20 protein-coding genes are annotated in these 19,635 nt (G+C 73.8%); 10 read left to right on the top strand and 10 right to left on the bottom strand.

Annotated elements, in window-relative coordinates:
• The first annotated feature begins 38 nt into the window (after positions 1 to 38).
• A complete protein-coding gene (locus OHA72_RS24775; protein WP_327010172.1) occupies positions 39 to 1,079 on the top strand; it encodes a LacI family DNA-binding transcriptional regulator in 1,041 nt (346 codons plus the stop codon).
• A gap of 69 nt (positions 1,080 to 1,148) precedes the next feature.
• On the opposite strand, the gene OHA72_RS24780 is transcribed toward OHA72_RS24775, so the two are convergent.
• Complete coding sequence (locus tag OHA72_RS24780; RefSeq protein ID WP_327010173.1) at positions 1,149 to 1,823, bottom strand: NUDIX hydrolase; 675 nt, start codon at positions 1,821 to 1,823, stop codon at positions 1,149 to 1,151.
• Positions 1,824 to 1,901: 78 nt separating this feature from the next.
• Here OHA72_RS24780 and OHA72_RS24785 point away from each other — a divergent pair, with 78 nt between their 5' ends.
• From OHA72_RS24785 to OHA72_RS24795, 3 genes are all read left to right on the top strand, one after another.
• Positions 1,902 to 2,999 carry an SPFH domain-containing protein gene (locus OHA72_RS24785; RefSeq protein ID WP_327010174.1) on the top strand — a complete coding sequence of 366 codons (1,098 nt, stop codon included), beginning with the start codon at positions 1,902 to 1,904 and terminating at the stop codon, positions 2,997 to 2,999.
• Between the two features lie 193 nt (positions 3,000 to 3,192).
• On the top strand, positions 3,193 to 4,083 hold the full coding sequence (locus OHA72_RS24790; protein ID WP_327010175.1) for a diacylglycerol kinase catalytic domain-containing protein: 891 nt from the start codon (positions 3,193 to 3,195) through the stop codon (positions 4,081 to 4,083).
• Positions 4,084 to 4,109: 26 nt separating this feature from the next.
• Complete coding sequence (locus OHA72_RS24795; protein WP_327010176.1) at positions 4,110 to 5,165, top strand: hypothetical protein; 1,056 nt, start codon at positions 4,110 to 4,112, stop codon at positions 5,163 to 5,165.
• Here OHA72_RS24795 and OHA72_RS24800 read toward each other — a convergent pair.
• Entirely contained in the window at positions 5,162 to 6,205 is a 1,044-nt protein-coding gene (locus tag OHA72_RS24800) for a pectin acetylesterase-family hydrolase (RefSeq protein WP_327010177.1), read from the bottom strand. The genes OHA72_RS24795 and OHA72_RS24800 overlap by 4 nt on opposite strands.
• Before the next feature lie 115 nt (positions 6,206 to 6,320).
• Between OHA72_RS24800 and OHA72_RS24805 the strand changes: the two genes are divergently transcribed.
• Positions 6,321 to 7,538, top strand: coding sequence for a sensor histidine kinase (locus OHA72_RS24805; protein WP_327010178.1), 1,218 nt, complete (start codon positions 6,321 to 6,323; stop codon positions 7,536 to 7,538).
• Positions 7,535 to 8,197, top strand: coding sequence for a response regulator (locus tag OHA72_RS24810; protein WP_327010179.1), 663 nt, complete (start codon positions 7,535 to 7,537; stop codon positions 8,195 to 8,197). The genes OHA72_RS24805 and OHA72_RS24810 overlap by 4 nt, the downstream gene beginning before the upstream one ends.
• Before the next feature lie 78 nt (positions 8,198 to 8,275).
• Here the strand turns inward: OHA72_RS24810 and OHA72_RS24815 are convergent, their stop codons facing one another.
• The 3 genes from OHA72_RS24815 to OHA72_RS24825 all read right to left on the bottom strand — a co-directional run bounded on the left by OHA72_RS24815 (position 8,276) and on the right by OHA72_RS24825 (position 10,494).
• Positions 8,276 to 8,908 carry an FMN reductase gene (locus OHA72_RS24815; RefSeq protein ID WP_327010180.1) on the bottom strand — a complete coding sequence of 211 codons (633 nt, stop codon included), beginning with the start codon at positions 8,906 to 8,908 and terminating at the stop codon, positions 8,276 to 8,278.
• A complete protein-coding gene (locus OHA72_RS24820) occupies positions 8,905 to 9,993 on the bottom strand; it encodes an LLM class flavin-dependent oxidoreductase (protein ID WP_327010181.1) in 1,089 nt (362 codons plus the stop codon). The genes OHA72_RS24815 and OHA72_RS24820 overlap by 4 nt, the downstream gene beginning before the upstream one ends.
• 156 nt (positions 9,994 to 10,149) lie before the next feature.
• Entirely contained in the window at positions 10,150 to 10,494 is a 345-nt protein-coding gene (locus OHA72_RS24825; RefSeq protein ID WP_327010182.1) for a hypothetical protein, read from the bottom strand.
• 272 nt (positions 10,495 to 10,766) lie between these two features.
• On the opposite strand from OHA72_RS24825, the gene OHA72_RS24830 reads away from it, so the two are divergent.
• Genes OHA72_RS24830 through OHA72_RS24840 form a run of 3 tightly spaced genes read left to right on the top strand, consistent with a single transcriptional unit; the run spans position 10,767 to position 13,886 of the window.
• Positions 10,767 to 11,255 carry a hypothetical protein gene (locus tag OHA72_RS24830; RefSeq protein ID WP_327010183.1) on the top strand — a complete coding sequence of 163 codons (489 nt, stop codon included), beginning with the start codon at positions 10,767 to 10,769 and terminating at the stop codon, positions 11,253 to 11,255.
• A 22-nt stretch (positions 11,256 to 11,277) separates the two neighbouring features.
• Positions 11,278 to 13,110, top strand: a complete 1,833-nt coding sequence (locus tag OHA72_RS24835; protein ID WP_327010184.1) for a DUF6493 family protein — start codon at positions 11,278 to 11,280, stop codon at positions 13,108 to 13,110.
• A gap of 56 nt (positions 13,111 to 13,166) precedes the next feature.
• Positions 13,167 to 13,886 carry a hypothetical protein gene (locus tag OHA72_RS24840; RefSeq protein ID WP_327010185.1) on the top strand — a complete coding sequence of 240 codons (720 nt, stop codon included), beginning with the start codon at positions 13,167 to 13,169 and terminating at the stop codon, positions 13,884 to 13,886.
• Here the strand turns inward: OHA72_RS24840 and OHA72_RS24845 are convergent.
• From OHA72_RS24845 to OHA72_RS24865, 5 genes are read right to left on the bottom strand one after another with little or no spacing between them, the layout of a single operon-like run.
• Positions 13,865 to 14,650, bottom strand: a complete 786-nt coding sequence (locus OHA72_RS24845) for an ABC transporter permease (protein WP_327010186.1) — start codon at positions 14,648 to 14,650, stop codon at positions 13,865 to 13,867. The two genes, OHA72_RS24840 and OHA72_RS24845, sit on opposite strands and share 22 nt — an antisense overlap.
• Before the next feature lie 2 nt (positions 14,651 to 14,652).
• The gene (locus tag OHA72_RS24850; protein ID WP_327010187.1) at positions 14,653 to 15,438 is read right to left on the bottom strand and encodes an ABC transporter permease; all 786 of its coding nucleotides are present in this window, start codon (positions 15,436 to 15,438) and stop codon (positions 14,653 to 14,655) included.
• Entirely contained in the window at positions 15,435 to 16,439 is a 1,005-nt protein-coding gene (locus OHA72_RS24855) for an ABC transporter ATP-binding protein (protein WP_327010188.1), read from the bottom strand. Before OHA72_RS24855 ends, OHA72_RS24850 begins: the two co-directional genes overlap by 4 nt.
• A 33-nt stretch (positions 16,440 to 16,472) precedes the next feature.
• The gene (locus tag OHA72_RS24860) at positions 16,473 to 17,225 is read right to left on the bottom strand and encodes a class I SAM-dependent methyltransferase (protein ID WP_327010189.1); all 753 of its coding nucleotides are present in this window, start codon (positions 17,223 to 17,225) and stop codon (positions 16,473 to 16,475) included.
• A gap of 50 nt (positions 17,226 to 17,275) precedes the next feature.
• Complete coding sequence (locus tag OHA72_RS24865) at positions 17,276 to 18,583, bottom strand: MFS transporter (protein ID WP_327010190.1); 1,308 nt, start codon at positions 18,581 to 18,583, stop codon at positions 17,276 to 17,278.
• 160 nt (positions 18,584 to 18,743) lie between these two features.
• Between OHA72_RS24865 and OHA72_RS24870 the strand changes: the two genes are divergently transcribed.
• The gene (locus OHA72_RS24870) at positions 18,744 to 19,619 is read left to right on the top strand and encodes a LysR family transcriptional regulator (RefSeq protein WP_327010191.1); all 876 of its coding nucleotides are present in this window, start codon (positions 18,744 to 18,746) and stop codon (positions 19,617 to 19,619) included.
• Positions 19,620 to 19,635 lie beyond the last annotated feature (16 nt).

Here is a 19,635-nt window from a genome sequence, read left to right on the forward strand (position 1 = left end):
TTTCTCACCGCGCGGGGGCACGATCTACCGTGAGACTCATGACGGGCAGCGACACGCGACCACCCACCCTGGAACAGGTCGCCAACTACGCCGGGGTGTCCCGTGCCACGGTCTCCAGGGTGATCAACGGGGTGCAGACCGTCGACCCCGAGCTGCGGCGCACCGTCGAGCGGGCGATCGCCGCGACGGGCTACGTGCCCAACCTCGCCGCCCGGTCCCTGGTCACCCGCCGCACCGACTCGATCGCCCTGGTCGTGTCCGAGCCGGAGAACCGCGGCTACGAGACGCCGTTCCTCACCCGCACGTTCACCGACCCCTACCTGGGCCGCGTCACCGCCGGCGCGCAGGAGGTCCTGCGCCCGCTCGGCATCCACCTGGTCATCTTCCTCGCCGACCCGCCCGCCCGCGAGCACGTCATGCGGTACCTGCGGCAGGGCCACGTGGACGGCGCCCTGCTCATCTCCAGCCACGTCGACGACCCGCTGCCCGGCCAGCTCGTCGACCTCGGCGTCCCGTGCGTGCTGTCCTGCCGCCCCGGCCGCCCGGTGCACACCAGCTACGTCGACGTCGACCAGCGCGCCGGCGTCCGCATGGCCGTCGACCGCCTGGCCGCCCTGGGGCGCCGCTGCATCGCCACCATCACCGGCCCGCTGGACATGCCGGCCGCCCAGGACCGCCTCGCCGGCTTCCGCGCCGCCGTCGCCGCCCACGGCCAGACCGAGGTGCCCTACGTCGAGGGCGACTTCACCCGCGGCGGCGGCGAACGCGCGGCCCGCACCCTGCTCGCCGCCCACCCCGAGATCGACGGCGTCTTCGTCGCCAACGACCTCATGGCCGACGGCGCCCTGCGCGTCATCCAGGAGTCCGGCCGCCGCGTCCCCGACGACGTCGCCGTCATCGGCTTCGACGACAGCACCGCCGCCCTGGAGTGCCACCCGCCGCTGAGCACCGTCCGCCAGCCGGTCGAGGAGATGGCGGGGGAGATGGCCCAGCTGCTGCTCACCCGCATCCGCGAACCCAGCCGCTCCCCGCGCTCCGTCATCTTCAACCCGGAGCTGATCCTGCGCGCCTCCGCCTGACCCGGGGATCCACGGCCGCCTGAGCGGCCAAGGTGCCGGCCTGCTGGCCTCGCTCGTTGCAGAACGCGCTCAGGAGAGGCCCTGGCCCTTGCGGAGCAGGGGTGGGTACAGCACGGTGGCGGTGCCGCGGGCGAAGAGTTGCGCCGGGCGGCCGCGGTCGCCGGCGGTGGTGCGGCCGGTCGGCTCGACGAAGCCGTCGGTGGAGGTCACCTTGCGGTGGAAGTTTCGCGGGTCGAGGCGGGTGGCCCAGACGGCCTCGTAGACGCCGCGCAGCTCGGCGATCGTGAACTCGGGCGGGCAGAAGGCCGCGGCGAGCGGGGTGTACTCCAGTTTGGCTCGGGCGCGCTCGATGCCGTCGGCGAGGATGCGGCCGTGGTCGAAGGCCAGGGGTGGCAGGGCGGCGACCGGGACCCAGTCGGCCGCGGCGGCGTCGCTGCCGGCGCGTGGTGACGGCGCGTCCGGGACCAGCGCGAGGTAGGCGATCGTGACGACCCGGCCGCGTGGGTCGCGGGCCGGTGCGCCGTAGCTGCCGAGCTGCTCGAGGTGGCCGGCGCCGTGCAGGCCCGTCTCCTCCACCAGCTCGCGTTCGGCGGCGTCGTCGAGGTCCTCCTCCGGCAGCACGAAGCCGCCGGGCAGCGCGCTGCCGCCCTGGTACGGCGGGATCGCCCGGCGGATCAGCAGCGCGCTCAGTGCGCTGTCGCGGATCGTCAGCATCACCAGGTCGACGGTCACGGCGAACGACATGTATTTATCACCACATTGACGAGAAACGGTGACGACTTATATCGTCAGTACGACGATAACTTACCTGGGAGGGCCGCCATGGCCGACGTGACAACCCGCTTCTTCCTGCGGCACCTGCGTGGTGCGCCGACCTCCTGGGTCCGCCACCACGTCAGGGGCAAGGTGCGGCACGAGGGCATCGGCCAGTCGTTCTACTACCGGCCGCTGACCGCCGTGCTGTCCGAGGTGCCGGTCGACGACCGGGAGCTGCCGCTGCTGTTCCACGCCCGGACCGCCGACTTCGCCGACGTCACGGTGCAGGCGACGGTCACCTACCGGATCAGCGCCCCCGACGTCGCCGCGTCCCGCCTCGACTTCTCCGTCGACCCGGAGGCCGGCTCGTGGCGCGGCCAGCCCCTGGACCAGGTGGCCACCCTCCTCGCCGAGCTCGCCCAGCAGCCGGCCCTGGACCTGCTGGCCCGGCTGACCCTCACCGACGCGCTGACCTCGGGGATCGCCCCCGTCCGTGAGGCCGTCGCCGAGGCGCTCGGCGGCGACCCGCGCCTCACCGACACCGGCGTCAGCGTCGTCAGCGCCCGCGTCGTCGCGATCCGCCCCGAGCCGGACCTGGAACGGGCACTGCAGACCCCGACCCGGGAGGCGGTGCAGCAGGAGGCGGACCGGGCCACGTATGCGCGCCGTGCCCGCGCCGTCGAGCAGGAGCGCGCCATCGCGGAGAACGAGCTGCAGAGCAAGATCGAGCTGGCCCGCCGGGAGCAGCAGCTGGTGGAGCAGCACGGCGCCAACGCCCGCCGCAAGGCCGAGGTCGACGCGGCCGCGGCCCTGGTGGCGGCCCAGGCCGTCGCCGAGCGGGAGCAGGTCGCGGCGACCGCGGCCGCGGAGCGGTCCAAGGTCACGGCGCTCGCCGACGCGGAGCGTGCCCGGTTGACCGCGGCCGCCGAGGCCGACGCCGACCGGGCCCGCACCGAGGCCCGCGCCGAGGGGGTCCGCGCCGTCGGGCTCGCCGAGGCCGAGGCGGAGACCGCGCGCCTGGCCGCGTACCGGGACCTGCCGCCCGGCGTCCTGCAGGCCCTGGCGCTGCGCGAGCTCGCCGGCAACCTGCCCGAGATCGGCCAGCTGACGGTCACCCCGGACGTGCTGACCGGCCTGGTCAACCGGCTCGGCGGGCGGTCGTGAGCGCGGCGTCGCGACGGACCGTCATGGCCCGCCGCTGGTCCGCGGTCCACCGGGTCCTGCGGATCCGGCACCGCCGCCACGTCCGCCGCCGGGCGATCCCACCCGGCTGAACCGCCCGGCCGAACCCGTTGGATGCGTTGCTGAACGAGACGTGGAAGGGAGTGCACCACATGAACACGTGGGCAGGGCCGTCGTGAGCACCCTCGCGCCCAGGGTGGTGCTGGTGTCGCGGCGCAGCGAGCTCGACGAACTGCTCGCCCGCCACGGCACCCGCGCCGCCGCCGCGTACTTCCTGCGCCAGCGGGGCCGAGACCTCGACGAGGTCGCGGCCCGGCACGCCGCCCAGCAGGCAGCGCTCGCCGCCGCCGGCGCGGCCGTGCCCGCCGACTGGCGCCGCGGCCACCTCGACCGGGCCGACCTGTCCCGGTTCCTGTTCGCGCCCGAGGACGTCGTCGTCGCCGTCGGGCAGGACGGCCTCGTCGCGAACGTCGCCAAGTACCTCGACGGGCAGCCGGTCATCGGCGTCAACCCGGCACCTGAACGCAACCCGGGCGTGCTCGTACGCCATCCGCCCGGGGCACTGCGGCGCCTGTTGCGTGACCTGCCCGGCCTGACCGTCCAGGACCGCACGATGGTGTCGGCCGCCCTCGACGACGGCCAGGAGCTGCTCGGCCTCAACGAGATCTACTTCGGGCACGTCACGCACCAGTCGGCCCGCTACACACTGTCCACATCGGACGGTGCGCGGGAGCGGCACTCGTCGTCCGGGGTCGTCGCCGGCACCGGGACCGGTGCGACCGGCTGGTGCTCCTCGATCGCCCGGCAGCGCGCCGACGCCCCCGCCAGCCCCGCACCCGGCGAGCCGGCCCTGACCTGGTTCGTGCGGGAGGCGTGGCCGTCGCCCGCGACGGGTGTCACGCTGACCAGTGGCCGCCTCGACGGCACCGAGACCCTGGAGCTGGCGAGCGAGGGCGAAGGGCTCGTCGTGTTCGCCGACGGCCTGGAGGCCGACCGCCTCGAGCTGTCCTGGGGGCAGCGCGTCACGATCGGCGTCGCCGCCAGAAAACTGCGTCTCGTCATGTGACCTGCGGTGTGACACCATCTCAGGCCATGATCCGTGAACGGCTGCACGACCACGCGGTGCTGCTGCACCGCCAGGGCAAGGACGACCCGCTGCCCGCCGGTGGCGAGCCGTACCCCGACGATCAGCGCCCGCGCACCGGCATCGGGCGCGACGCACGGCGGGTCGGGGCGGACGTCGCCGCGATCCTCGACGCGCACTTCGCCGAGCCGGCCGCCGCGCCCAGGGCGCTCGTCGGCGCGTTCGACGCGGTGTACGTGCCGGTCCACGACAACGAGCACGTCGCCGCCGCGGCGCTGAGGGCGGGCCGCAAACGGGTCCGCCGGACCGGCCGGTGGCTGGTGCGGCACGGCGTCGACCGGCGCGAGGTCGCCGTCGGGCTGGCGCTGCTCGGCACCGAGGCGACCGCCTCCGACAAGGACATCGAGCTCATCCGCACGATCGGGCTGCTGTCCGCCGAGTTCGGCGCCCTCGCGGTCGAGTCGCTGCGGCACCGCGGCGACGCCGGCATCGAGGCGCTGCTGTGGCTCGCCGCGCGGACCACCGGCTGGGGCCGGGTGCACGCGATCGAGGCATTGTGCAGCGTCGCGGTCCTGCCCGAGGTACGGGACTGGCTGCTGCGGCACGCCTGCGCCGGCGACGACCTCGACGCGGTCACCGCCGGTGCCGTCGCGACCGCCGCGCACCTGCACGCCGCGATCATCGCCGAGGACGCCGACGACGAACTGGTCGACCACGCCGCGGCGCTGCTGCGGGCCATGGCCGACGGCTCCGGGCAGGGCATGACCCTCGCCGACTACCCGCCGGCCCGCTACGTCATCGCCGCGCACGCCCGGCGCCTCGCGCGGCAGAAGCCGACGTGGGCGCGATACGCGGCAGCCGCCGTCATCGCCGACCGGATCGCCCGCCTCGAACCCGAGCAGCTCGGCTGCACGAAGCGGCAGCGGGAGCGGCTCGTCGAACGCTACGAGAAGATCCTGCGCCTGCGGCGCTGGCAGGCCGTGGTCCCGCGGCGCAAGGCCAAGCGCAAGGCGAAGGCCGCCACCACCCGCCGCCGCACCACGTCCCGCCGCACCGGCCGCTAGGGTCCGACGTCGCCGGGTGGTGCGTCGCCGATCAGTGCGCCGAGCCACGTGACCAGCCGTACACCTCGAACCTTGATCGTGTAGAACTTGCCGAACTCGAAGAGCCCGTGGTCGTCGCCGGGTGCGGTGTAGCTGTGCAGGCGCACCCCGGCGGCCTCGATCGCCGCCTCGTTGGCGGTGATCACGTCGAGGGTGCTCCCGCTCGTCCACCGGGCCAGCTCCGACGCGGCGTGCGGGTCGTCGGCGAAGTCGAACCGGCCCAGCACCAGCTGCGGATCGTGCCGGCCGGCCTGGGACCAGAACCGGGGGACGCCCCAGTCGCGCACGGCCAGCTCGTCGACCGCCCAGGCGGGCACCGCCTTGTAGGCGCCCCACCGCGCGTCGAGGACCCCGGCGTTGAAGTCGGGGTGGTCCGGCCAGGCGCCGGACTGGGCGCCGAACACCGTGACCCTCGCCCCGGGCAGCCGGTCGGCGACGAGGCCGCCGTAGATGGGCGCGGCCACCGACCCGGCGGTCTTGCCGACGACCACGACCTCGGTGGCGCCGGGATAGTGCCGGGCCAGGTGGTCCAGGGCCGCGGTGCCGTTGACGTAGCCGCGGTGCTCGACCGTCAGTTGCGGCGTGTACGCCTGGGAGGCGTTGCCCAGGTGCGCGTCACCGGTGCACGAGCTGACGTAGAGGTAGGAGTACTCCGCGAACGGGTTGTCGCTTCGGGTCACGTCGAACATCCCGCTGCGGTTCTCGGGCTCCACGCCCCGGGAGCTCCAGTCGTAGAAGTCGCTCTCGCCGTGCTCGCCGGTGAAGGCGCAGCTGGTCGCGTCCCAGCAGACGCCGCCGCCGTTGAGGAAGAGCACGACTTTGGCCGGGTCGGCCCGCCGTTCCCAGAAGGCGAACTCGCTGCCGTCGGCGCACCGGCAGTCACCCGCCGGCACGACCCGCGTCCACTCCAGGCCCTTGACGGCGCTGAACCGCAGGGCGACGGCCCCGGCCACCAGCACCAGCGCCAGCGCGGCCAGCAGCACGATCCATCGTCTTGTCATACGGCACAGGCTGCGCGTTGCGGCAACGGTCGCGCACCTGCCTGTGGTCATGGCGGGACCCCTGACCTCCGACGGGTTCTCCGGCGGTGCCACCGCGCCCTAAGGTGAGGCCGGTATGAGCATTCCCGCGGTACTGCGCCGGCCGGGCCTCCAGGATGCCGGCCTCGCCGCCCTGCTGCTGATCGGCTCGTGGGTGGGCAACGGCACCACGGCCGGCGGCCTCGGCGGTCCGCCGGCGTCCCGATGGTTCCTGATCGGGATCTGCGTCGCGGCCGTCGCGGTGCGCCGCCGGTGGCCGGTGCCGTCGCTCGCCGCGGCGTCGCTGGCTGCCGTGGCTCAGATGGCGCTCGCCGAGACGCCGGTGCCCGCGGACCTGGCCGTGCCGGTCGCGATGTACACGGTCGCCGTGCAGTGGCGGCGCGCGGTGTCGCTCGCGCTGCTCGGCGCCGCGCTGGCCGTGGTGACGGCGTGGTCGGCGTACGTGGCCCTGGACGGCCGCGCCGACGGCTGGCTGGACCGGTCGGCCATGGACACCGCACGGGAACGCGGCCCGCAGGACGCGCCGCCGCCGGCCGGGGAACCCACGTTCGGGCCGACGGACTGGGGCGGGCTGCCGGTCCTCGGCTCCATGCTGGTCGTCGCCTGGGCCATCGGGTGGGGCGTGCACAGCCGCCGCGCCTACCTCGGCGAGCTGCTGTCCAGGGCCCGGGAGCAGGCCGCCCTCGCCGGCGCCGAGGAACGGGCCAGGATCACCCGCGAGCTGCACGACGTGGTGGCACACGGCCTGGCCGTCATCGTGATGCAGGCGCAGGGCGGCACGGCGGCGTTCGCCAAGCGGCCCGCCGACACCCTCGCCGCGCTGGACACCATCGTGGCGACCGGCCGCGCGTCCCTGGCCGAGATGCGGCACGTGCTGCGCGACGGCCCCGCGCAGCCGGTGCCGGGCCTGGTGGACCTGCCCGGCCTCGTCGAGCAGGTCCGGCGGGCGGGGACCCCGGTCGACCTGCGTGTCGACGGGTCGCCGCGGCCGCTGCCGACCGGTGTGGACGTGTCGGCGTACCGGATCGTCCAGGAGGCGCTGACCAACACCATGAAGCACGCCGGGCCGGGGGCCCGCGCCACGGTGGTGGTGTCCTACGGCAGTGCCGAGCTGCGGCTCGACGCCGGCGACGACGGCACCGGTACACCTGCCGGCGGCGGGACCGGCAGCGGCCTGCGGGGCATGCGGGAACGCGCGGCGCTGCTGGGCGGCGAGGTCACCGCGGGCCCCGGGCCGGACGGCGGCTATCGCGTGCGGGCCCGCATCCCCCTCGACCCGGCGGGGACCGGATGATCCGGGTCCTGCTCGCCGACGATCAGGCGCTGCTGCGCGCCGGACTGCGGATGATCCTCGAGAACGCCGAGGACATGGCGGTCGTCGGGGAGGCCGGCGACGGCGCCGAGGCCACCGCCCTGGCGGCGGCGACGGCCCCCGACGTCGTGCTGATGGACATCCGGATGCCCGGGGTCGACGGCCTGGAGGCCACCCGGCGCATCCGCGCGTCGCGGCCGGACGGGCCCCGCATCCTGATCCTCACCACGTTCGACCTGGACGAGTACGTGTACACGGCGCTGCGGGCCGGCGCCAGCGGGTTCCTGCTCAAGGACACCCTCGCCGCCGACCTGCTCTCCGCGATCCGGGTGGTGGCCAGGGGCGAGGCCATCGTGGCGCCACCGGTCACCCGGCGGCTGATCGAACGGCACATCGGCACGTCCGGCGACCCGCTGCCCCGGACGGAGGCCGAGCTGCGCGTCCTCACCGAGCGGGAACGCGAGGTGCTCGAGCTCATCGCCCGGGGCCTGTCCAACGCCGAGATCGCCGGCCGGCTGTTCCTCACCGAGGGGACCGTGAAGGGCCACGTCAGCCGCATCCTGACCAAGCTCGGCCTGCGGGACCGGGTCCAGGCCGTGATCTTCTCCTACGAGTGCGGCCTGGTCCGCCCCGGCGCTTAGGGGCCGTATCGAAGTGGATGGCCGGGCTGCGGCGGACTCAGGCGTCGCCTCGCTCCGACCCCCACTTCGATACAGCGCCTAAAGCCGCAGGTCGTTCGTCACCGCACGGCCCTGCCCGGACAGCAGGGCGTCGAACGTGGTCGTCAGCGCGAACGGGTCGGCGACCACCGGCGACGCCCGCCGGCCGACGAGGTCCGCGAGCTCGCGGCCGGCGCGGTCGATGCGCCGGTGCAGGGTCGCGTCGCCGCCGCCGGCCCAGTCCTCCGTCGCGGCGAACACCGACGTCGGCGCCACCACCGCGTGCAGGTACGTGAACATCGGCCGCAGCGCGTGCTCCAGGGCCAGGGAGTGCCGGGCGGTGCCGCCGGTCGCGCCGAGCAGCACCGGCTTGTCGGTGAGCACGTCGTCGCCGAGGACGTCGAAGAACGACTTGAACAGGCCGCTGTAGGAGGCGTTGAAGATCGGCGACACGGCGATCAGCCCGTCGGCGGCCGCGACCGCGTCCAGGACGTCCTTGAGCGCCGGGGCGGGGAAGCCCGTCAGCAGGTGGTCGGTGATCTCGTGCGCGTGGTCGCGCAGCTCCACCACCCGCACGTCCGCCGCGAGCTCCCCGCCGAGCTCGCGGGCCGTTGCCGCGGCGAGCCGGTCCGCGAGGAGCCGGGTCGACGACGGCTGGCTGAGCCCGGCGGCGATCACCACGAGGCGCTTCATGCGTCCACCTTCTCGGTCTGTGCCGCCTTCAGCGAGGCGTGCGTGGGTGCGTCCGGCACGTGCGCGGGGCGGCCGACCGCGAACTCCTTGCGCAGCACCGGCACGACCTCCTCGCCGAGGATGTCCAGCTGCTCGAGGACCGTCTTCAGCGGCAGCCCGGCGTGGTCGAGCAGGAACAGCTGCCGCTGGTAGTCACCGACGTACTCCCGGAACGACAGCGTCCGGTCGATGACCTCCTGCGGGCTGCCCACGGTCAGCGGCGTCTGCGCGGTGAAGTCCTCCATCGACGGGCCGTGGCCGTAGACGGGGGCGTTGTCGAAGTACGGCCGGAACTCCCGCTTGGCGTCCTGCGAGTTCTTCCGCATGAACACCTGCCCGCCGAGCCCGACGATCGCCTGGTCGGCGGTGCCGTGCCCGTAGTGCTCGAAGCGCTGCCGGTACAGCCCGATCATGCGCTGGGTGTGCTCCTTGGGCCAGAAGATGTGGTTGGCGAAGAAGCCGTCGCCGTAGTAGGCGGCCTGCTCGGCGATCTCGGGGCTGCGGATCGACCCGTGCCACACGAACGGCGGCACGCCGTCGAGGGGGCGGGGGGTCGCCGTGAAGCCCTGCAGCGGGGTGCGGAAGTTGCCCTCCCAGTCCACCACGTCCTCGCGCCACAGCCGGCGCAGCAGCGCGTAGTTCTCCACCGCGAGGGCGATGCCGTTGCGGATGTCCTGGCCGAACCACGGGTACACCGGGCCGGTGTTGCCGCGGCCCATCATGAGGTCCACCCGGCCGTCGGCGAGATGCTGCAGCATCGCGTAGTCCTCGGCGATCTTGACCGGGTCGTTGGTCGTGATCAGCGTGGTCGCGGTCGACAGCTGCAACCGGCTGGTCTTCGCCGCGATCCAGCCGAGCATCGTGGTCGGCGAGGACGGCACGAACGGCGGGTTGTGGTGCTCGCCGAGCGCGAAGACGTCCAGGCCGACCTCCTCGGCCTTGAGCGCGATCGTCACCATCGCCTTGACCCGCTCGGCGTCCGTCGGCACCCGGCCAGTGGTCGGGTCCTGGGTGACGTCACCGACGGTGAACACTCCGAACTGCATCTCGCACGCTCCAAGCTCCTGGGTCTGACGGGCAGTAGAACATAGCTGCCGAGTCAAACATTCCGCCGGTGAACTATCGCACGGCGGGAGCGTGCCGGCTGTAACGCACGCCACGGACCCCGGCCGGCGAAGCCGGGGCCCGCGGCGGTACCGGGGTCAGGCGGCCTGCGGCGTGCGGCGGCCCTGCAGCAGCGTCGCGGCCCCGAGCCCGGTCGCCACCAGGCTGACGGCCAGCCCGATCAGGCCGCCCTCCATGCCCGTGGCGACGCCGACAACGGCGCCGATCAGGTTGACCACGCCGACGGCGACGACGGCCGGGGCGCCCCAGGCCGCCCTGGCCAGCAGCGCGACCGCGGCGGCGATGCCCAGCACGCCCAGCAGGCTGATCAGGACGCGGACGGGCATGGCGAGGCCGGCCCCGCCGTCGTCGAACGCGAAGGGCAGGTTCATCAGCGAGATGACGACGACGGCGAACGCGGTGACGTACCGGACGGCTTTCATGGTTTCCTCCTCAGACGGGTGTCCAACGCTGTCGAGCGTGCGGCGCGCGCCGTGCCCCGGCCCAGAGCGCGCGTTCCCGCGTGGCCGGGAGGAACTCCCGCCGCCGCGGGAACACCGGCCATTGCCGCACCAGCCGGCGGACGCGATGCTCGTCGTATCGACACCGTCCGCCAACCCAGCCCCGCCGCCGCCCGATGCGCGGCGGCGACCCTGGTCGCCGTCCTGGCCGGGGTCGTCTCCCTGCGTGGGCCGCGGGCGGCCACACCGGCCCGGTGCCGTGGCTGGAGCCCCTCACCACGATGCTCGCCTACGGCGTCGCCGGTGCGGTCCTCATCGACCGGCGGCCGGACCTGCCGTTCGGCTGGCTGCTCGCCGGCGCCGCCGTCCTCCTGGCCGTGCACGTGACGGCGGTGCTCCCGGCGTACGAGGCGGCGCTGCGCGGCGACGACGGGCCGCTGGTGCGGGCCGGGCTCGCGGCCTCCAGCCCGGGTTTCCTGCCGATCGCCGTGCAGGGCCTGGTCAACGTGCGGTTCCCGGCCAGGCGCCCGGCGACGCGACGCGGCCGGGTCCTGGAGCTCGCGCTGATCACCGGGACCGCCCTGGTCGTCCTCTGCGGCGCCGTGGACGCGGCGGTGTCGGCGTCGGTGGACGGATCGAGCGCCGCCGGTGCCGTCATGGCGGTGCTCGCGCCGCAGGTCCCGCACCGCACCCAGGCGATCGTCCGGGCCCGGGAGGCGGGCCTGGGCCGGGCACCGTCGTGACGGGCGCGGCTACCCTGCGAGGGTGGCGACGCTGACCGAACTGCTGACGCTCGACGTCGGGGTGCTGCTCGACCGGGTGTGTGCGTTCACGGCCGGCCAGCGGGAGGCGCTGCACCGGCCGGCGCTGCAGGCCTGGGAGCGGTACGCGTGGCGGGACGCGCTGGACGGTCGCAAGGACCGGTACACGCAGGAGGAGGGCCGGCGGCTGGAGCTGATCCTCGCGGCCACGGCGCCGGCCGAGCAGCTGACCTGGCCGACGGACGACCAGCGGCTGCGGATCGCCCGCTCGCGGGGTAGCCGGTTCCTGCACGCGCTCGCCCGGCACACGGTGCGCACGATCGCGACCACGGACTACAGCCCCGATTTCGGCATCATCCGCCGGGCGGAACGCGACGGGCTGGTCACGCTGGACGCCGACGACGACTACGTGCTGGCGATGGTCAACCAGTTCGGTGGGCGGTTCAGCGGCGGCGGCGGCCGCCGGGCGGATCTGCTCCGAGCAGACCCGGAACTGCTGGCCCGGGCGTTCTGGCGGATCTTCGAGATCGAGGGCAACCGGCAGGTGAGCCTCGCCAACGTCGACAAGTACCGTGGCTCGCGCGTGCAGACCTGGCACGACGCCGTCCTCGATCTGCTGTCCGACGGCACGATCGACCGCGCGCGGGTCCTGGACGCGACGGTCGCCGCGCTCGGGCTCGGGTTCCCGCAGTACCGGGCCGGCTGGTACTCCCGCCTGCACGCCGCGCTGGCGCCGTCCGCCGACGAACGCGCCGCGCGTCAGGCCGGCTACGCGATGCTGCTGCGAAGCTCCGTGGGGCCCACCGTCGCGCTCGCCGTCGACGCCCTCACCGCGGTGCAGAAGGCGGGCCGGCTCGACCACGACAGCGCCGCGCTCACCGACGGGCTCGCCGCCGCGGTCCTCGCCCCGGCGAAGTCCACCGCGACGAAGGCCCTCGCCCTCGCGGCGCGGGTCGGCAGTGGACAGTCGTCCGTCATCGTCGCCGCGCTCGGGCATCCGCACCCGGACGTCCAGGCGGCCTGCGTCGAGCATCTGCGCGCACGCGGCGAGCGCGGTGCCGTCCTGTCCGCGTTGCCGGCACTGGCGCCCGCGGTCGCGGCCGCTGCCCGCGGCTGGCTCGGCGTCGAGGCGCCGCCCGCGGTCACGGCACCGGTTGCCCCGCCGGAGGTTGCCGCGCCGGAACTGGAGGCGGTGGCGCCCATCACCGAACCGGCGGAGCTGGCCGAGGCGTTCGCCATCCTGCTGGCCGACCCGACCGACGCGGAGCTGCTCGAACGTGCCCTGTGCGCGGCCGCCCGGCTCGGCCCGGACCCCGGCGAGTACGCCGGGCTGGCCGCCGGGCGGCACGCCTGCTGCGGGACGGCCCGGCGTACGAGTGGGACCTGCTGCTCGACGTCGTCGCCGGGGTGGTGCTCGCCGCCGCCCACGCGCCGCGGATACGCCGGCTGCCGTCGCTGGCACCGCAGGTGCAGCTGCTCGCCGGGCGGGTGTCCGCCGTGGAGTCGGCGTTGCGTGCCGGGCGCCGGTTCGCGCCGTGCGCGGAGCCGACCCATGCCGGCGGCTGGATCGCGCCGGCGGTGCTCGTGCAGCGGCTCGCCGAGGAGGCCGCGCCGGATCCGCTCGACGTCGTCGCCGCGCTCCTGCGGCTCGGGCCGGACCCGGCCGGCGTGTCCGCGGCGGTCCGCGACGAAGCGGCCGCGATACCCGGCGCCCTCGGCGCCTCCCTCACGTATGCGCTCGGCGGGCCGGCACCGGCAGCGCTCAGCCGCTCCGACCGTCCACTGTGGATCGCCGCCGCCCGGGCCCGTGCACCGCGTGGCGACGACGCGCCGCTGATCGGCCGCGGGCCCGGCTTCGACGCGGCCGGCGCCGGACGGGCACCCACATGGCGGGTGTCGTGCGATCCCGAGCGGCCCTACAGCCCCATCCGGGTCGGCGCGCTCGGGCCGGCCGCCGCGCCGGCACCCCCGGATCCGGCGCTGCCGACCGTGGCACTCGCCGGTGTGGACTCATCCGTCCGCACGCCCGGCGCGCCGTGGCACCCGTGGCTGGCGTCGGTGTGGCCCGGCAACATCGAGCCGCTCCTGGCCGTCTCGCTGCACCACCAGAACGACTCCCTGCACGGCACCGTCAACGGCGGCGCCTACGCTCTGCAACTGCTCGGCAGCACGGTCGCCGAGCTGCCGCCGCTGAGCCCCTACGTCGTCGCGGCCGGGCTGGCGGCTGCCACCATCGGCGAGCGCACCGTCGCCGTCGACGCCGCCGCGGCGCTGATGCCGCAGCGGATGAGCGCCGCGGCGCTGGCAGCCGCAATGGCGACGCTGGCTCCCGCCGTACCACTGAACCGGTGGGCCGCATCGCTGGGCGACCTGTCCATGGCGGGGCTCGGCGGGCAGGTCCGGGCGGTGCTGACCGCGTTGCTGCCGTGCCTGGACCGCAGGACCCGCGGCCTGCACGCGCTGGTGGAACTGCTGCGCGACGAGCACCTGCGCGCCGGCGTACCGGTGACCGAGCCCGCGCTGCGGCAATGGCTGGCCGCGGCCGACGGCAGGTCGAAGACCGCCACCGCCGCACGATCACTGCTCGACCCTCAGTTGCCGGCGCTCTCGTAGCGGCGCAGGCCGCGGGAGAAGACCAGCCAGGCGACGCCCAGGCAGTAGACGGCGACCAGCGGGGTCAGCAGCCCCACCCACGCGGAGCCGCCGCCGAGCAGGTAGCTGACGGGGAAGAAGCTGACGAACGCGAACGGCAGGACGAAGCCCAGCGCCGCCTTCAGCGCCAGCGGGTAGATCGACAGCGGGAAGCGGGCCAGGTCACCGACCTGGTGCACGGCGAACGCGAACAGCGGGCTGGGGCTCTGCATCCAGAACGACACCGCGTTCGTGGCGAGGTTGATCGCGACCTTGATGGCGATCGCGGACAGCAGCACGACCACGGCGACCGCGATCCTGCCCGCGGACCAGCTGACGCCGAGGTGCGCGACCGAGAAGCCGAGCATGAGCCCGCCGGTGACGATGTTGGACAGCCCGTTGACGCCGATCTGCATGCTGCTGACCTGCAGCACCACCGGGTAGGGGCGGACCATCATGTAGTCGAGGTCGCCCTGGTTGATCTGCCAGGCCAGATTCCACATGCCCTCGAAGAACAGCGAGCCGACGCCCTCGGCGACCGCCACCATCGCGAACATCGCCACGACCGCCCAGAAGGACCAGCCGTTGATGTACGGGACCTTCGCGAAGATCGCCGCCAGGAACACGACGTTGACGACCTGCACGATGACCGTGCCGACCATCATGATCCAGAAGTCGCTGTCGTACTCGAGCAGCGAGCGCAGGTGCGCCCCCAGCAGCCGGACGTAGAGCCGGATCGTGCGCATGGTCAGCCCCCGTTCACGGTCAGCCGGCGCAGTCCCCGCCGGAACAGGGTCCTGGCACCGAACCACATCGCCAGGACCCAGCCGAGCTGCGTGGTGACGAGCAGGAGCGCGTGCGTGCCGGACGCCTGCCCGATGAAGATCAGCGCCGGGGTCGAGGTGAGCCCGGCGAACGGCGACCACTGCGCCGAGGTCGCCAGCCAGCCCGGGAAGTACACCAGCGGCACCACCGCACCGGACAGCAGGTTGGTCAGTGCCTGCCTGGCCCACAGCACGCCGACGAAGTTCTCCGTCCAGAAGCAGGCGAGGGTACTGACGTAGGAGACCGCGAACTTCAACGGCACCAGCAGGATCATGCTGGCGGCGAACAGCGCGAGCATCGGCCCGGGCGGGGTGTCCAGGGCCCCGCCGGCGGCGACGGTGACCGCGACGACGGCCACGACGGCGACGACCTCGATCCACACCCCGCCGACCGTCTCGGCGAACCGGGCCCGCTGGTAGTCCACCGGCTTCACCAGGTCCAGCGCGACCAGCCCGGAGCGGATCCGGTGCGACATGCGGAAGTCGACGAACGTGCCGACCAGGGTCGCCGACGCGAACGCGACGACCAGGTAGGCCCGCATGTGCGGCCAGTCGAACCCGCTGACCTGCCCGCCGGCGAGCAGGACCTTCCACACCGCGAGCAGCGCGATGAGCTGGAACGCGGCGCCGCCGAGGGACAGCAGGAAGTTGCCGCGGTACGCCAGCGCGCTCAGCGCCGCGGCACGCGCGTGCGCACGGTACGGCTTCACGACGTCAGCACCAGTTCCCCGGAGTACACCCGCCGGATGACGTCCTCGATGGACGGCTCGTCGACGCTGAAGTCGACGAGGTTGGCCAGGGGCGCGAGGGCCGTGACGACGTGCCCGGCGGTCATCGTGAACCGGTCGAAGCGCACCGAGAACAGCAGCGGCGTCTCGCCGACGGTGACCTCCGCACCCGGCAGCGCGGCCCGGACCAGGTCGAGGTCGGCGGCGGTCTCGGTCTGCACGTTGAGCAGCCGCTCCCGGGCGAACGCGTCCTTCACCGCCTCCAGGTCCCCGTCGAAGATGATCCGCCCCTCGTCGATGATGACCAGCCGCCGGCAGAAGCCCTCGATGTCGCCGAGGTCGTGGCTGGTCAGCATGACCGTGGTGCCCTCGTCGCGCACGGTGCGGAAGAACTCCCGCACCCGGTCCTTCACGGCGAGGTCCAGGCCGATCGTCGGCTCGTCGAGATACACCACCGGCGGGTCGTGCAGCAGCGCCGCGGCGAGGTCGGCCCGCATCCGCTGCCCGAGCGACAGCTTGCGGCCCAGGACCGGCAGCACCTCGCCGAGCTCCAGGACCTCCTCGAACCTGGCCATGCGCTTGCGGTAGGTGCCGTGGTCGATGCCGTACACGTCGCGCAGGACGGCCAGGGACTCCGACACCGGCAGGTCCCACCACAGCTGGGTCCGCTGCCCGAACAGCACCCCGATCCGGTGCGACACCGCGATGCGGTCCTTCTGCGGCGACAACCCGTCGATGCGCACCTCGCCCGACGTCGGTACCAGGATCCCGCTGAGCAGCTTCACGGTCGTCGACTTGCCGGCGCCGTTGGGTCCCACGTACGCGACCGCCTCACCGGCCTCGATCGACAGATCGACGTGATCGACGGCGGTCTTGTCCACGAACCGCCGCACGAAGAGATGTTTGACGGCCCCCCGCATCCCCGGATCCTTGTCCGGCCTGCGGAAGACCTTGGTCAGTTGTCGAGCCTCCACGAGTGCCATCGCCGGGAGCCTAGTATTTCTTCGCGATCCGTATTAACCCATTTTCCGCGCTCGATGACCGATGACGCTGTGCAGTCCGACGGGCAGCGGATGATCCTCGTCGTCGAACGAGCCGCCGATCGTGGCCGTCACCCCGTGCCCGCTGAGCAGCGCCGGCACCGCCGAGGTGTCGATCAGCACGTTGCCGTGGTGCTCGTCCTCGCGCCGGTAGCTGCCGTCGGCGCCGCGGACGAAGGTGGTGAGGTCCCGGTCGAACCGGTCCGGCGCCGGCTGGCTGAACCTCGTGACGATGGCCCAGTCGTCGCCGACCCGTCCCTGCGCCATCGCCCCCTGCCGGGCGGCGCCCCATTCCAGGTCGCACAGATCCACCGCCAGCAACCCGCCGGGCAGCAGCGCGCCGGCGATCGCAACCAGGGCACGGTGGACAGCGGCCTTGTCGGGCAGGTAGTTGAGGGCATGCCCGATCCCGACGACCGCGTCCACCGCCGGCAGCGGGTCATCGGGCAGGACCAGGGTCCGGATGTCCTCGGCGCCCGGCACGGCGGCCCGCGTGAGATCGAGCATCGCCGGCGAGGCGTCTGTGGCGATCACCCGATGGCCGGCCTCCACCAGCCGCTTCGTCAGCAGCCCCGACCCGCACCCGATCTCCAGGACCACGCCGCCGCCCGCCCGGACGGGTTCGAGCAGCGCCAGGATGCCCGGCGCACACGCCTCGGCGTGGAAGCCGTAGCCCTGGTCGAACACGTAGGCGAGGTCGCGCCGGTAGTACGGCTCATTGATCTGCACCCGTGCATTGTGGCCGCAGGGGTGGGTCCAGGCGTTGCCGGTGGGTTTGCTCAGCGTGCCGGAACGTCGGTGGGTTGCTGTCCCGGTCCGGGAGTCGTGGCGTTGCGGAGTGCCGTCTCGACCCGGCGGTTGCTGGTCATGGTGGCCGTGACGGCGGTCATGGCCAGGAGAAGGCCGCCGGCGGCGTAGAGCGGGGTGCGCAGGTCGTAGGTGGTGGCCAGCCAGCCGCCGAGGAAGGCGCCGACCGGGGCGGCGCACATGGCGAGCATGCGGGAGGTGGAGGCGACCCGGCCCATCAGGCGGGCCGGGACGATCGCCTGCCGGAGGGAGGGCGCCAGCACCATCGTGGCGCCCATCCCCGCCCCGCAGACGGCGAGTGCGAGCCCAGCCACGTACGGGTTCGGGGCGCCGGCCAGTCCCAGGATGGCAAGGCCCTCGACCGCGGCCGTGCAGGTCAGTGCGGTGCCGGTGCCGAGCCGCCGGCCGAGGAAGGAGGCGATGCCCGCGCCGAGCAGGCCTCCGGCGGCCTCCGCGGTGAGCAGCAGGCCGAAGCCGAAAGGGCCCATGGCGAGGCGCTCACGGGCGAAGAGGGCGAGGACGGTCTCCACGGCGAGGAAGGCGATGTTGCCGACCGCCGGACGCAGCGCGAGCCCGAGCAGCAGCCGGTCCCGGAAGACGTAGGAGGCCCCGGCCCGCGCTTGGCGCAGCAGTGACTCGCGGGCGCCTGCGGCGGGCCGCGGCACGGCGGGCAGTGACCGGACGAGCAGTGCGGAGAGCATGAACGACACCATGTCGGCGAGCAGCGGGACCGTCCGCCCGAGCGTGAGCAGCGCACTGCCCGCGGGTGGCCCGGCGAAGCCGGACGCGGCGGTCTGGGTGCCGCGCAGGCGGGAGTTGGCGCGTTCCAGGAGTGCGGGGTCGCGGCCGAGCAGATCCGGCAGGTAGGCCGTGGCGGCCGTGTCGAAGAAGAGCCCGCCGAGGGCGAGCAGGAACGCGACGGCCGCGAGGAGTGGAATGCTCAGCACGTCGAGCACGGCCGCGGCCGCCGGTATCGCGAGCAGCACCGCACGCATCGTGTCCGCGACCCACATCGTGCGCCGGCGGTCCCAGCGGTCCACCAGCGCGCCACCGAGCACCCCGAAGAGCAGCCAGGGCAGCGTCCCGGCCGCCGTGACGACCGCGAGGGCCATCGGATCCCGGGTCAAGGTCAATGCCAGCAGCGGCAGCGCGGCATGCGTCACCCCGTCACCGAGCGAGGACACCGTCTGCGCGGTCCACAGCCGTCCGAACCCGGTGGGCAACGTCGCGACAGCGCGCATCGGATTCGGGGTTTCGACGTCGATCAGGGTTTCGCTCATGGACGCACGATCGCCCCCGCCGCCCGGGCGGAACAACGCGAAAGATCGAACCGCCGCTTAAGCCACCGGTTATCGTTCGGCGTCAAGGCCCTAAGCTTCCCCGATCACGCAGTTCAGGGACGGGATCCGGACGCGCGGTGACCCGAGGGGAGGCGGCCCGGTGGAGCTGCGCGACATCGAGATCTTCCTGACCCTGGCCGAAGAGCTCCACTTCGGGCGTACAGCGGAACGCCTCCACGTGTCCCAGGCCCGGGTCAGCCAGTCGATCAAACAGCAGGAGCGCCGGATCGGCGGTGCCCTGTTCGAGCGGACCAGCCGCAGCGTGCGGCTCACCCCGCTCGGCGAGCGGCTGCGCAACCGGCTCGACGCGGGCTACCGCGAGATCATGGCAGGCATCGACGAGGCCGCCGCCGCCGCTCGCGGGCAGGTCGGCACCCTGACCATCGGCACCTTCGACACCCACCACCAGGAGATCGCGGCCGTCCTCGACCTGTTCCGGCAGCGGCATCCGCAATGCGAGCTGCGCATGCGCGAGATCCTCCCCTCCGACCCGTTCGGCGGGCTGCGCGCGGGCCGGGTCGACATCGGCCTGCTCTGGCTGCCCGTCCGCGAGCCCGACCTCACCGTCGGGCCGCAGCTGTACACCGAGCGGCTGGTCCTGGCCGTCTCCTCCGCTCATCCGCTGGCCGGCCGGGACCGGGTCGAGATGGAGGACCTCGGCGACCACCCGGTGGTGGACCTGGAGGGGCCCGTTCCGGACTACGTGTGGCAGGCGCACACCCCGGCCGTGACACCGTCCGGGCGGCCCATCCGGCGCGGCGCCACCGCGGCCACCCTCGAGGAGGCCCTCACGGCGATCGGTGCCGGCAGCGTCGTGTCCCCCGTCGGGTCGTACGCGGCCGCCTCCCGGCAGCGTCGCGACCTCGCATTCGTGCCCATCACCGACGGCCCGGTCCTGCAGTACGCCCCGGTCTGGCGCAGCGCCGCGGAGACCACACTGGTCCGCGCCTTCGTCCACGCCGCCGGGGGTGGCTGACCCGGGCTCCGCACCT

Source organism: Dactylosporangium sp. NBC_01737 (assembly GCF_035963215.1).
GTDB lineage: Bacteria > Actinomycetota > Actinomycetes > Mycobacteriales > Micromonosporaceae > Dactylosporangium.

Excerpts from the sequence above, each read along its gene's own strand:
- OHA72_RS24775 (WP_327010172.1), top strand. The coding sequence starts at position 39 with ATGACGGGCAGCGACACGCGACCACCCACCCTGGAACAGGTCGCCAAC.
- OHA72_RS24780 (WP_327010173.1), bottom strand. The coding sequence starts at position 1,823 with ATGTCGTTCGCCGTGACCGTCGACCTGGTGATGCTGACGATCCGCGAC.
- OHA72_RS24785 (WP_327010174.1), top strand. The coding sequence starts at position 1,902 with ATGGCCGACGTGACAACCCGCTTCTTCCTGCGGCACCTGCGTGGTGCG.
- OHA72_RS24795 (WP_327010176.1), top strand. The coding sequence starts at position 4,110 with ATGATCCGTGAACGGCTGCACGACCACGCGGTGCTGCTGCACCGCCAG.
- OHA72_RS24800 (WP_327010177.1), bottom strand. The coding sequence starts at position 6,205 with ATGACAAGACGATGGATCGTGCTGCTGGCCGCGCTGGCGCTGGTGCTG.
- OHA72_RS24805 (WP_327010178.1), top strand. The coding sequence starts at position 6,321 with ATGAGCATTCCCGCGGTACTGCGCCGGCCGGGCCTCCAGGATGCCGGC.
- OHA72_RS24810 (WP_327010179.1), top strand. The coding sequence starts at position 7,535 with ATGATCCGGGTCCTGCTCGCCGACGATCAGGCGCTGCTGCGCGCCGGA.
- OHA72_RS24815 (WP_327010180.1), bottom strand. The coding sequence starts at position 8,908 with ATGAAGCGCCTCGTGGTGATCGCCGCCGGGCTCAGCCAGCCGTCGTCG.
- OHA72_RS24820 (WP_327010181.1), bottom strand. The coding sequence starts at position 9,993 with ATGCAGTTCGGAGTGTTCACCGTCGGTGACGTCACCCAGGACCCGACC.
- OHA72_RS24825 (WP_327010182.1), bottom strand. The coding sequence starts at position 10,494 with ATGAAAGCCGTCCGGTACGTCACCGCGTTCGCCGTCGTCGTCATCTCG.
- OHA72_RS24845 (WP_327010186.1), bottom strand. The coding sequence starts at position 14,650 with ATGCGCACGATCCGGCTCTACGTCCGGCTGCTGGGGGCGCACCTGCGC.
- OHA72_RS24855 (WP_327010188.1), bottom strand. The coding sequence starts at position 16,439 with ATGGCACTCGTGGAGGCTCGACAACTGACCAAGGTCTTCCGCAGGCCG.
- OHA72_RS24865 (WP_327010190.1), bottom strand. The coding sequence starts at position 18,583 with ATGAGCGAAACCCTGATCGACGTCGAAACCCCGAATCCGATGCGCGCT.